10 protein-coding genes are annotated in these 13428 nt (G+C 34.4%); 1 reads left to right on the top strand and 9 read right to left on the bottom strand.

Features of this window, described 5'->3' with window-relative positions; all coding sequences use genetic code 11:
- The first annotated feature begins 845 nt into the window (after positions 1 to 845).
- Positions 846 to 1869, top strand: a protein-coding gene (locus tag H5090_RS04645; RefSeq protein ID WP_404936422.1) for an IS630 family transposase whose coding sequence is annotated in 2 segments (ribosomal slippage) — positions 846 to 1292 and positions 1294 to 1869 — 1023 coding nt in all. Because the reading frame shifts where the segments join, the coding sequence is not laid out codon by codon here.
- A gap of 643 nt (positions 1870 to 2512) precedes the next feature.
- On the opposite strand, the gene H5090_RS04640 is transcribed toward H5090_RS04645, so the two are convergent.
- The 9 genes from H5090_RS04640 to H5090_RS04600 all read right to left on the bottom strand — a co-directional run bounded on the left by H5090_RS04640 (position 2513) and on the right by H5090_RS04600 (position 13279).
- Entirely contained in the window at positions 2513 to 3703 is a 1191-nt protein-coding gene (locus H5090_RS04640) for a polysaccharide pyruvyl transferase family protein (RefSeq protein WP_182695136.1), read from the bottom strand.
- Positions 3700 to 4989, bottom strand: a complete 1290-nt coding sequence (locus H5090_RS04635; RefSeq protein WP_259395051.1) for a lipopolysaccharide biosynthesis protein — start codon at positions 4987 to 4989, stop codon at positions 3700 to 3702. Before H5090_RS04635 ends, H5090_RS04640 begins: the two co-directional genes overlap by 4 nt.
- A gap of 83 nt (positions 4990 to 5072) precedes the next feature.
- Entirely contained in the window at positions 5073 to 5939 is an 867-nt protein-coding gene (locus H5090_RS04630; RefSeq protein WP_182695134.1) for a hypothetical protein, read from the bottom strand.
- Positions 5940 to 6455: 516 nt separating this feature from the next.
- Complete coding sequence (locus H5090_RS04625) at positions 6456 to 7181, bottom strand: VpsP family polysaccharide biosynthesis protein (protein ID WP_182695133.1); 726 nt, start codon at positions 7179 to 7181, stop codon at positions 6456 to 6458.
- Positions 7174 to 7902, bottom strand: coding sequence for a tyrosine-protein phosphatase (locus tag H5090_RS04620; protein ID WP_182695132.1), 729 nt, complete (start codon positions 7900 to 7902; stop codon positions 7174 to 7176). Before H5090_RS04620 ends, H5090_RS04625 begins: the two co-directional genes overlap by 8 nt.
- Positions 7903 to 7917: 15 nt before the next feature.
- Entirely contained in the window at positions 7918 to 10125 is a 2208-nt protein-coding gene (locus tag H5090_RS04615) for a polysaccharide biosynthesis tyrosine autokinase (protein WP_182695131.1), read from the bottom strand.
- 22 nt (positions 10126 to 10147) lie between these two features.
- A complete protein-coding gene (locus H5090_RS04610) occupies positions 10148 to 10672 on the bottom strand; it encodes a polysaccharide biosynthesis/export family protein (protein ID WP_182695130.1) in 525 nt (174 codons plus the stop codon).
- On the bottom strand, positions 10672 to 11892 hold the full coding sequence (locus H5090_RS04605; protein ID WP_182695129.1) for an outer membrane beta-barrel protein: 1221 nt from the start codon (positions 11890 to 11892) through the stop codon (positions 10672 to 10674). The genes H5090_RS04610 and H5090_RS04605 overlap by 1 nt, the downstream gene beginning before the upstream one ends.
- The gene (locus tag H5090_RS04600; RefSeq protein WP_182695128.1) at positions 11876 to 13279 is read right to left on the bottom strand and encodes an undecaprenyl-phosphate glucose phosphotransferase; all 1404 of its coding nucleotides are present in this window, start codon (positions 13277 to 13279) and stop codon (positions 11876 to 11878) included. The genes H5090_RS04605 and H5090_RS04600 overlap by 17 nt, the downstream gene beginning before the upstream one ends.
- Positions 13280 to 13428 lie beyond the last annotated feature (149 nt).

Here is a 13428-nt window from a genome sequence, read left to right as displayed (position 1 = left end):
GGAAAAGCAATTTTTGCAATTATCTAAGTATTAAATTAATTATCCCCTGAAACATTATCTTGTCATTTAGAAGAATTTAAATATAAATTACTAGAGGCTATTAATATTTTTACGATTTTTATACTTAAATATCGATCTTATATAATTTAATTCGCTCAAACAAAAGTAAACAATTGTAATACTATAGTTCATTTGCCCAGTTACTATCTTGGAATTTATTGGAGTTAGATGCAATTTTGACTAAAAGAAGAAGCCCCAGTTTTATATACAATTTAAAAATTGAGTGCAAACTATAGTAGTCGGTGAAAAACAGTCAATACGAGAAACGGCAGAGACACGAATATCGGGAAGTCCTCGTTAGATAAAGGGCTTGCCTCAGTTAAATGATTAACGTAATGACGTGACAAGTAAAAAAAATTGATCGAGCCAGAAAAACTAGAGATTTTTGAGCTTAAAAAATGCATTTTAAGTGGAGAGAATTGGACAAAGTAAATACGAGTATTAAGCCAAGAAAGGTTGAAATATTGCCTGTAGTAAAATCATTTACGAAGAAGGTAAAGGTTCTCCGGATGCTAGAACCATATGTGGTATTTCTTAAGCGAGAAGATTAATGCCAACTCACTTGTTGAAGAAAAATAAAAGTTAAAAAACGTTCATTTTTTTGATCATCAATATAAAGACCACTCACGAGTACACACCGATAAAAATATACAAGAACAACAATTTACAGTACCAAACCGAGTCAAGTTTCTTACTTTAATATTACTTTTATTAAGGTTGTAGATAATAATACCAATTCCATTAATTTTGTGATCTAGTAAGTTTCTATTTATAGGTAGTGAAATATGACACAAGACTTAGATAAAATGATTACTTCAACATCAGATGCCCGATTGAGACTTCGTTTATTAGCTATTTCTCATTTCTTAGGTGGGAAAAGTAGAGCCAAAATATCTGAATACTTAAAGGTAAGTCGGACAAGTGTTAATAAGTGGGTTCAAGCTTATTTAAATAACGGTATTTCAGGACTAAAAGAAAAAAAGCACACTTGCCGCAGAAAAGCATTGAGTGATAGGCAGCTACAACAACTAAAAGAATTTATCATGGATTCTTCTGTAAAGCCTGATGGTGGAAGGCTTCAGGGGAAAGATGTAGCATTATATATTCTTACTGAGTTTGGTATTCAATATAAAAAATCAAATATCTACATTATTTTGCATGCATTAAATTTAAGTTGGATAACAACCCGTTCGAAGCACCCTAAACAGTCAGTTGAAGCGCAAGAAGATTTTAAAAAAATTCCAAATAAAAACGCTCCTTAAGATCCCTGGTCATGTTGCTTTAGACCGTATCGACGTATGGTTTCAAGATGAAGCGCGTTTTGGTCAGCAAAATACCACCACTAAAATTTGGGCTGAAAAAGGCTCAAGGCCACGTGTTGTAAAGCAACAACAATATACTTATGCGTATCTCTTTGGGGCGGTTTGCCCAACTAATGGTAAAACTGAAGCGATTATTGCTCCCTTTAGTAACATGGAAGTAATGAAAGAGCACTTAGCACTCATTTCAAAAGCAACAGCGGCAGGGCGTCATGCTGTAGTGGTAATGGATGGTGCAAATTGGCATCAAGAGTACTTAGATAAAGAATTTCCGAATATCAGTATTACTCATATTCCGCCTTATTCGCCAGAGTTAAATCCAATTGAGCAAGTATGGTCTTGGATGAGACAAAATGAAATTGCCAACCGTGCTTTCGCAAACTATGAAGATATTGAAGAAAAGTTCTCAATCGCTTGGAACAATTTTAGAAATGATATTAATAGAGTCATTTCACTCTGTTCAAGATCATGGATTAATATGACCAACTAATTAATGGAATTGGTATAAGATGCACTTGGAATTTATTATGGGTTTCTTTGCAGAGAGATAAGTATATAGCAAATGTTATTCCGTATCAGATTCCAGCGAAAATGGGCTAGTAGAGGTTGTTGGGACAATAGCTAAATGTACCACTTTTCAAGAAGTCTAGGATAGAATGAATATCAGAAATAGGTTTTAATTTATCCAAGCTAAAAATATATTATTTAAATACATTATTGTTATTACAGCCTGATAAGAGTTCACAACTGCAGGATAAGCAAGCATAACAACCAATGACTCAAACAAAGATACTGGTTTGCACATTCACCCGAGGAAAAATTGAGCCACTCATTACATATGAGTGGCAGTTTTTTGTTGTGTATATCGTTTACTCTTACCTTCTAAACAACCTGGGATAAAAAACACCACCAGTGAAAGAAATATAGATATACAAAACCTCAAGAATTGCTGCGAACAGACTGAATTATTACGGGCTAGATAAACTATCGCTACAATTACTTCTGAACTTTAAAAGCTAAAAATACGAAAACTAGCCATATGGGATAATCAATAAATAGATTATCACATATAATTTAATGAAAGCATCAACCACAGATTGATCTTCATTTTGGCTAAGTCTTTATTTTAGGCCTTATTTACAGACAATTACATCAATTATTTTATTATTGTTTTCTAATATCATTTTATTGATTCTATTTCTATTTTCTTCTAACAATGTAAAAGTGCTCTTGTCGACATTTCTTAAAATATTATCTGCTGAGCTTATATCTTGACATTTATTAAACGGCTTTATACTCCAATCTTTAATAAAACTATCTAACTTTCTAATTTTAGGATTTAAACCTATATGAGGTCTTGCAAATGCCATTGCAGTAATTACACCATGTAAGCTAGTCCCAATAAATAATGATGATTCTTTAATCACAAACATAATTTCCCAAATGTTTAGATTATATAAAAGCTTATGATCACAGTTTAGTTCTCTACTTAATTTAGATAAATACTGATAATCGTCATGCCCTGAAGCATATCCAATTGGTAATAAAATTATTTTTTTCCCATGCTTTTCTGATAATTTATTTAAGTTATCAACAATATAACTCATTGAGCTACCAACTTTCTTTGGTGCAGCTTGAAATACTATATAATCACTATCACAATCAAGCTTGATCTCATCTGATATTAAAGAATAAAAAGTACTATTATCAATTAAATCTGACATTAAAAAAGCAGAGTCTGGAGATAAAACTGTATTATCAATTTGCTCAAGTTCTTCTTTCGTTCTAGTGTCTCTAATAGATATATAACTCGCTTTATTTAAACGATTTATTATTATTCTTTTATCTTTAGAGTTTAATTCAGAAATACTCCCTCCAACAGTATTATATATAACTTTCACTGAAGAGTTGAAATTTGCTGGATCAACAATAAAAGGGTATTCCCATTTAGTAGAATAAATGAGATCTGAATATAAAGAAAAATACTTCTTTGTTAATTTTTTAATATAACCAAGTATTTTATTATGCAATAAACTATTCTGCATATGTAAATACATAACTGAGTTTTTTGCACACAAGACCTCACCACCAATTACTATAACTGCAGAACCTTCATCAAGAGCATTTAATAATTCATTCATTTTTTTACTAGGTTCACATTCATAATGTGAAAGTTTAGAACTACTTATCGCCGCATATTGAACTTCATAACTTAGTAGGATTTCAGGCCGATATTTCTCAATAAATTTATTGAAAAGTATAGGCATTAAATTATCACCGTAGTTATAACGATCAAACGCTCCAAATAAAACAATTTTTTTCATTTCGAAATCCCTTTTATATATATATCATGGTTCCTTGCCTTTGTAAGGACACCTAGGATTATTATTAATTGAGGTATTACCCCGACTAAAGAAAATAGTGCAATAGTAATAATATCATCGCCAATAACATTCCCAAAGTATAAGGCTGAAAATATTAAAATAAAATTCAATGTACTATTAAGTAACAATAACTTTTCAAATTTCAACACTGCAACTGCAGTTAAGCTAGGTCTATTAATAAAGTTAAAAAACAACCAAATACTAAACCACTGCGCGTAAATACCAGATTGATACCACTGCTCACCAAAGATATACATAAAGAGTGGAGGTGCGTATAAAACAATAATTATTAGAGGAATCAAGCCAACTAATGCTAACAAAAAAGTTGCTTTTAATAAAAGAGGAAATATAGGTTGACCATTAAGATAACGCTCATTAACATTTGGAAAAAGTACATCACTAACTGATTTTGCAACTAAGTTAAGTGGCATCATTAGAATGCTTCTACATAGGGTAAAATAACCCGCTACACTAGGGCTGAATAGAGAAGATAACATAATTATAGGTAAAGATTGATTAATACCTGATAAAAGGCGTTGTGGCGTTCTATACACAAGGAAATCAGAATAAGAAAACGCCAATAATTTATAATATCTAAATTTCATAACCTTTATTGTACCTTTAAACAGTATGCTTCTAAATACATACATATAAAGAAAAATAGTCATTAGTGTAACAACTGTAGTTACTACTATTAATGTAACAGGAGTTTTAGCATAATAACCCGCATAAATTTTTAAACCATTGCTTAAAATAGACTTGAACAAAATCAACTTTGAATTAGTAAAAAACATTTTCTTTCTTAATGCCCAATATGTGAAAGCTTCAAAAACAGCAAGAGAAAGTAGATATAAAGGAATTATATACTCCATCCATTGAAGATTACTTAAAGCAAAAAAGTTAAGAATAAAAGAAGAATTAAAATATAAAGCTAAAAAAATTAAAAATGAAATACTTATGGAAAGAAAAATTGATAAGAGTAATAACTGAACTGCGGTGTGATTCTTTTTAGGTAATATAATAGCCATAGAATAACTAAAAGCCATAATTGGTAAAATCATACTGCCCATAGCAATAAAGCTCCCAAGTAATCCAAATAACTCAGGGCCATATAGTCGCGTTATTATGGGCGAGCATAAAACTGTTATCAACTGAGCTCCAGCAGTACCGGAGGCTACGAAAAATACTGTTTTTATTAATTTATTAGTAAATAGTTTTGAAATCATTTTCACTATTAGAAATATCCTTGGTTATTAACTAGTTTAGAATTTAACATTTAACAAATATCACCATAAAAAATCATAACGAGTTATTTTTCACTTCGGTAATGAGCACCTAAAAAAAAGGATTTTAAAATATATTTAAGATTTAACGGCCCTCTTTTTAGCTTAAGGAATATAAGTGTATTAATTATGAAAGCTCTTGATATTTTATATACACACTTATAAATGGGATAATAATATCTCCATTGAAGCCCGATATCATACCCTCTCTCTTTAACCCTAAATTCCACAACACTTCTAGACTCAACTTCTAACCTTGATAAAGAATGATTTAACGAAGGTAAGAGGATAACTTTATCTCCACACGATAAACTATTAACTCGAAAGCAAAAAGTAGTGTCAACCCCATACAGATAAAAACGTTCATCAAATACACTTCCATATTTACTACTTACTAACTGAGCGAATTGGCTTCCTATTACCAAGCCACTTCCTACAGCTAAAACTTTATCCACCGACTTACACTTATAATGCTCGTGTGAAACGATCGAGTTATTAACTCTTGGGCCTTTTATATTTCCATCAAACAAGATTAAGGGCACGCCAAGTTGGGAGGACTTTAAAGCTAGAGATTTTTTCAAATAAGATTCATTTAACTCTGTATCATCATCTAAAATCATGTAATTATCAGCACAATTAGATGCTATAAATCTATTGTAAATTTTAGCTAATGATTCATTTTTTACTGTTTCTTTAATTTCTACTTCCAAGCCTTTATTCAACAAATCAGTTACATTGTGTGATTTCAATTTTGAAGGCCCATTATTCCAAATAACTAATTTAGAACCTTGAAAATCAATTGATGACTCTACCAAACCTGATAGTGTCTTAGAGTCTAAAATTTCTTTTTTATATAACACTACGACAACTGCAAGATTAGTTCTCAAATACATTTTATTTCTCCGTATATAGCATAAATAGTGACATTAATAGACTGAGTATAAATATTTTTGAATGAAATTCACATGCAATACCAAATACTAAGAAATTAATAGCGTATCTTTTTTGATCACCCCATAACAATTGCAAAAACCATTGTAGCTGATAATAAGCACCCGCTTGAAAATAACACTCCAGCTTTATTTATATCTGGAAAAAGCTACCGCTGGTGGAAGCTAAGACTTGAACAGGAATAGAGGTAGACAAAATTTTAATTATTAGTGCTACATTAAGCCATTGAGAAATTAAATATTTCTTCAAAAATCGCATATAAATTAATAGTTTTTCACACAGACTAATGAACAATAATTTTCACCAACTAAAATAAACTGTACAAATCTTTAAGGTAAGCTACGCTTAATATACTTTCTTCTTCTCCCTAACGAACCAAGAAAGTGTTTTAGTTAACGCTAGGCTCAATTTAGAGTCACTTTATAGCCCAGAGGTTTTTTATAAGCCTCTGGGCGTTTTTATTTGCAGTTTTGTGTGTAAATATAACGCTGTTTAAGTTTTGTATACGCAGCGCCAAATTGTAGCGACATACACAAAGTAGGTAGTTGATTTAATTGTTTAGCAATAGTGTAAATACGGTTAAATCGATAACCATACTGGGCAGCCATACTTAAAGAGTTTATGTACAGTGCTTTATACTCAGGAGGTAAGTGCTGCCAATTTGCTAATGAAATTTCTATAATACCCAAATGCACATCAAGCTTGTATGGGCCTACTTTTTTTGCCTGATCAATATACTTTAAAACTTGCTTGCTTGGCCCTTGTTGGTAGCTAGTAACTTTAGCAAGCTCAATCCAAGTTTCAGCCCATGAGCTTCTAATCTGGGTAGAATGGAGTAAAAGCGATTGAATCTCTTTATATTCAGTATTGAGCTTGCTTTGCCCAGTTTGATCGGTATTAGCTAAAGCAAGAAGCTTAATATACGCTAAAAAATGTGAATAATGGGCATGTTCGGGCTCAAGCTCTATGGCTAACTTAATAGCATTTTGGGCTTTGTTGAGCTCATTACTATAAGCCTCGGGTGCATCAAGGGGTGAGGTGTTACTGAGCTCTTGTACTGTATTTAGTGAGCTAAAATACCAAGCATTAGCGCGCATACTTTGCACACTAAAATAACAAATAATGAGTGTAACTATTGCCAACAGAGTAAGTTGTAACCGCTTAAAAGCCAGCCGATTAAACATTAAACAATACCTCAGTTAAACACTTAGGGTTTGTTACAAACAGTGCATGCGACTTACTTTCACCAAGCATGTCGGTTACTCGTTTTTTTGCCTTACTTAAAATAGGTGGCCTGCGCTTTACCGAATGCGCGTCAGATGCAATGTAACTCACTAAATCAGCTTTAAGCATATGTTCACTAATGTATTGAGCTTTCTCTCCCCAAAGCCCTTCAATACTAGACGCTGTTAACTGAAACTCACATCCTAACTGTGTTAGTTTTTCGATGTAAAATAAGTTTGACTGAATATCACGGTTTCGCTCTGGGTGCGGAATAACCACTTTAATATTTTGTTTAGCAAGCCAGGTAATAAATTTATCGTACCCTTGAGGCACATGTGAATGAGGTAGTTCTAACAATAAATAATTAAAGCCATTTTTTTTGCCAATAAACGGAAGTTTATTAGTTAAAATAAGCGGCATTAACTCAACATCAAGGCGAGCCTCAGCAGCTACTGCAATATTTATATTAATATTTTGGGCTAGGCAAGCTTCTTTTAAGTAGGTGAAATCGTTCAATAGTTGAGGAGCCGAATTATTATACCGGCCTAAATGAATATGTGGGGTAGCAACAATATGTGTTATGCCGTCGCTTTGCGCCATTTTTAATAGCGCTAAAGACTCGTTTAAATCTTTAGCGCCATCATCAATACCTGGCAAAATGTGTGAGTGTATATCAATCACAATTTAATAAGCCGTTTAAGTGTTTTCTGGTTCAGGTTTTTTAGAGTAATCGTGGTAGTCGTAGTAGCCATAGCTGTGTTCATCGTTAGACTTACTCATATCCACCTGATTAAGCACAACACCCGCTACGTGCGCTTTTACTTCAAATAAACGCTCAAGGCCAGCTTTAATTGGTTTTATACGGGTAACGTCTGATTTTACAACATATATTACCGAATCAGCACTTTGGGCTATTACTAATGCATCACTCACAGCTTGTGTTGGTGGTGTATCAATAATTATATGGTCATACTGAGTTTTAAGGTGTTCAATCAACTGTGTAAACTTAATGTTTGATAATAACTCAAGTGGGTTGCTTGGTATTTGCCCGCTTGGCATTATTACTACACCTGATTTTTCATCAATGTGAACACACTCACTTAGCTCTTCGGTACCTACTATTAAATTGGTTAAACCAGGGTGATAAACCGGTATTTCAAATCGCTTAGCAATAGCTGGCTTACGTAAGTCACCATCAATTAGCAGTACCTTACCCATTTGAGCTAACGATATGGCTAAGTTAGAAGATGTTGTTGTTTTACCTTCACCTGGCGATGTAGAGGTAACTGCAATTATTTTATGCTGTTTATCAAGCTGAGTTAAAAGTAAACTTGTACGAAATGTGCGTACTGACTCTGCAAAGCGCCTGTAGGTTTCGTCAAGATATGCATGCATAGGCAATACACTTTTTTTAGGTAAACTTACCTGTGGTAATAAGCCAAGCATTCGCTGAGCTAACTTGCTTTCTACGTCTGGTTTTGTTTTAACGGTATCGTTAAGGGCATCAAAAATAAAGCTCATAACTAAAGCAAAAACAAAGCTCGCTACAAACGCAAGCACAACAATAAGCTTTTTATTAGGTTTACTTGGGTTATTTGGAGCATAAGCTCGATCGGTAAAACGCGCTGCAGCAGAGGTAAAATCGCTTGTTACTTCAGTTTCTTTAGAACGTGATAAAAACGTATTAAATATATTGCGGTTAGTTTCTACTTCACGTTTTAACTGGTTATATTGAGTTTCTTTACGGGTAATATCTTGGTAACGCGCCCTAATATTATTTAAATCATTTTCAAGGGCACCAACGGTTCTTGTTACCCTATTAAGCTCTTTTTCAATACCCGTAATTAGGCCTTTAATTTGTTTGTTAAGATTATTTTTTACGGTAACAAGCTCAGCACTTGCCGATATAATTTTAGGGTGTTTAGGGCCATAAACTTCGCTTAACTCGCTTAACTTACGCTCAACGGTAACTACGTCACGCTTTACGTTTTGAATAACATTATGCGATGTTATTTCAGGCATACTGCCTAATAACTCAAGGTTATTGTTGCCGTATTCGGTTATAACTCTGTTAATGCTCTCAAGCTTGTTTTTTTCGTTTCGAGCTTCAATTAACTGAGCCGATATTTGCTCAAGTTCTTGTGTTGCAAGGCCTGCTATACCTTCAATATCAATAAGGTGCTGATCTTCTCTAAAGTCTTGTAAGCGCTCTTCTGAGTTATCGAGCTGAATACGAAGTTGCGATAACCTCGAGTTTAACCAACTAGAAGCCTGTTGAGTTATTCCCATTTTCGCGCGCATTTGGCTTTCTATGTATATATCGCCTACAGCATTAGCAACTAAAGCGGCTAAAGCGGGATCGCTCGACTCATAGCTTATATTTACTAATTGGGTATTTCTGATTGGTTCAATACCTAGCTTAGATTTATAAATACTCAATAAAAAAAGCATTTTTTGCTCTGCTTTTTCTTCTGCAGATAAATATCTTTCTTCATTTTTATTTAAAAAAGGCAGTAAACCTTTTACATAGCCTTTAACTTCCCCCATTAAACTAGGTTTAGGAATAAAATCGCCATGTTCTTCTAAATTAAGCTTGGTAATTACTTCTCGGCCAATACTGTCAGATTTAAGTATTTCGAATTGTGTTAAATAATACTCTTTTTTTGTAGTATCAAGACCATAAATTTCTTCAAAACTAACCGCTTTAGATTGCTCTGATTCAATAAGTAAAGTAGCAGATGCCGTATATTGCGGCACAAGTGTTAAAGCAAACATTATTGTTAACAACGTAACAACTACCGAAAAGCCAATAATACGCCACTTAGCACGCTGTAAAACCTTTAGATAAACAGTGAAATCGATAACGTCTTCGCTATCAATTGAATTCTTCTCAAACTTATTCATTATTTACTGCCTTTAAAACTGCTTAAAACAAGCGTTGTTCTATTTTTATTGTATCGCCTGCTGCAATTTGGCTATTAAGGGTGCCTTTTTGTTGCTGCTGCTTAGTTTGCTCTTTAAAAATATAAATTTTATCAGTTGATGCCCGCTCAGTTAAACCACCCGCTAATGCAACGGCTTGATTAACTGTCATAGCTGGCTGATAAGGGTAAGCACCAGGAGATTTAACCTCGCCATGAATATAAAAAGGTCGATACTCAACAACCTGAACATATACACTCGGGGTTTTTAAATAATCAGGCTGTAAGCCACTAGCAATTGACTTTTCAACCTCAAAGGTAGTTAGCCCAGCAAGTTTAAGCGCCCCTAAAAATGGGTAATTAACCTCACCACTATTACCTAACAATGCAGTAACCTCTAAATCGGGCTCACCAAATACTTTTATTTCTACTTTGTCACCAGGGCCTAACACATAGTCTTGCGCCGTTTGTGCAAAGCAAGCTCCACTTAGCAACAAGCAAACAGCACTAAAAAAAAATTTACAGTTCATTAATTAGCCTTTAAAGCAAACGTAAAGTTAACACCCACTATTACACGATCAAACTCAATTAATGGCTGGTTTGAGTTTTTATCAATAAAGTCAATATAGGTCGAAATTAAACCAAAGTTATTAGCTTGGTAATTTAAACCAAGTCGAGCGCTTTTTGTTTTATCATTACGGCCAATATCGCCAGTGTATTGTTCATCTATATAGCTCACACTTGCTACAGAGGCTAAATAGTCACTCCAATCGTGTTTCCATTTAACGCCGTAGGTGCTTTCTTTAATATAATCGCCTTCAAGCAGAGGGTCGGTTGCCGCTCTACTGGTTGTAAAATCAAATGTTGAGTAAGTTAAAGGTTGCCAAGTAATGCCAGCCTCCCAGCTTAAGCCACTAAAGCTTTCACGTTGGTTATCATCAAAGTCTTTATTTTGGTAACCAAGTTTAAAAGTGCCAGAGGTAAGTGACGTTGCTTCCCACTCCATACCAAAAAGTACTTTAATATCGTCAGAGTTACGTGAAACACCACTAGCCTCTAAAACGTCGTATCGGAAGTCATCGCGGGTTACTTCTACAAACAATCGTGTTGCAGCTTGCGTGTTATAATACCCTTTTGCACCAATTAACGTTTTATCGTAATCACGAAATTGTGATGTAGCTCTAAAATTTTGGTATTTTTTACTGTAAAAACCAGACACCAACTCTAATTGTGCTTTAGATGTTTGCGAACCAAATTTATAAGTACCAGTAATATCTTGTTGTTGGTATTTTATTAGCTCGTCAACAATATCACCCAAGCCCTGCGTTAAACCAGTACCTCGTGGCTCGTACAGCCAATCAGCAGTGCCGTTAATATCAAAAACGTGTCGGCTGGTAAGCTCTTTATGTATGCCGGCACCCAAATTAACTTGAGTAAAGTTATCAACAGAATCTTTATTATATAAAGAGCTACTGGTGCCAACGTTTAATTTGTAGCTATCGGGGCCATCGTCTATTACCGCTGCAACACCTGGCGAAATAGTCCAAATTACGCGCGACTCTTCGTCGGTTGGCGTATTAAAAACGTTATCGTTAACACTTAATCCCGTTTGCAAAACTGGGGTAATTTCGGCACCATCTTTGGTCATAAAGCTGCCTGGCGTAAATTCGGCCAATGCAGGAGCTGACAACGTTGCCGACAGTAAAACTACAGCACAAGGTATAACTGATTTTTTAGTATGCATTTGCATTTTTAAATCCCTTAAAAATTGTCATAAAAATTATTTTAACATCTAACCATAAAGACCAATGCTTTATGTAATGTAAATCGTATTCAACGCGCTTTTCCATTTTATCAAGCGTATCGGTTTCGCCGCGCCAACCATTAATTTGTGCCCATCCGGTTATGCCTGGTTTAGCTTTATGCCTAAACATGTAAAACTCAACTTTTTTACGATACTCTTCGTTGTGGGCAACGGCATGTGGGCGTGGCCCTACTATCGACATATCACCTTTTAACACGTTTATAAATTGCGGTAGTTCATCAAGGCTAGTACGGCGCAAAAAACCACCCAACTTTGTAATACGGGCATCGTTTTTGGTGGCTTGAGTGACCACTGCACTATTTTCGGTTACCGACATTGAGCGAAACTTCCATACTTTAATTTTACGCCCATCAAGCCCATATCGGTCTTGCTTAAAAATTACAGGCCCTTTAGAAGTAAACTTAACAGCAAACGCTATAGCAATAAGCATAGGAGATATAAGCAGTAAAATAATTGACGATACTATTATGTCTTCGGTGCGTTTAATAAACTCACGAGCACCAATAAAAGGAGATTCAAAAACACTTAGCGTGTCTACATCGCCAACGTGTTCAACACGGGCATGTATTAAATTTGAGAGTAAAAAGTCAGGTATAAAGTGTACGTCGACCGTGGTGTCGCCAAGTTGGAGTAACAAATCGGCTATACGCTTATCGGCCTTCATTGGGAGTGCTATATAAAGTATGTCGATTTTGCCTTCGCGGGCGGCACATATTGCATTTTGAATAGTTCCAGATATTTCGTACGTTTTTACATTATTAAATAGTCGCTCTGGTTTGCGGTCGTCAAAAAAACCTAAAAACTTAAAACCAAGCTCATCGTTTTTTTCAATCTCGTCATACAAATAAACCGCGGACTCTGTAGCCCCTACTATAGCAACGTTGCGTAAGTTCATGCCTAAACTACGGCGATTCCGTTTATATAATTGCACTCCAAAGCGCCATATATATAAATAAACCACACTAAGTAAAAACCACAAACCTAAGCCAATACGCGAAAGCGATTCAGTAAACTTAAACATAAAAGATATGACAAATAAAATACTAAAAGCAATAAACAATGACCCCCAAGCACATAAGACCATTGTTTTAAATTTGCCAGCACGCCAAGAGCGATAAGCAGAGAATATTTCGGCGCAGTATAAAAAACTTAGAGCAACGGTTAAAACCGCCACCATATAATGAGCTGTCAGCTCAAAACTATAAAAGAGTGCAGAGCATTGAAAGGCTAAAAATAACGCAAATATATCGAACAAACGATAAAAACTAGCATCGGATGAGCTATTAGGCTTAAACGTCCTTGACGACTTCATACTTTTAGTCCCTAAGTAAAGTACAGTGAATAAATATCCACATAGTTATAAATTAATATTAACGTATTACTTATCTGTATTCAATAATGTCGTTTTTAAAAACTTAAATTAGTGTAACAGGCCGTAATCAAATTAACCTACGATTGATA

Origin of the sequence: Pseudoalteromonas sp. SR43-5 (genome assembly GCF_014163835.1) — a bacterium.
Classification (GTDB): Bacteria; Pseudomonadota; Gammaproteobacteria; order Enterobacterales; family Alteromonadaceae; genus Pseudoalteromonas; species Pseudoalteromonas distincta.
Note: the sequence above shows the minus strand (reverse complement) of the source record. Positions and strands in the feature narration are given on the sequence as shown.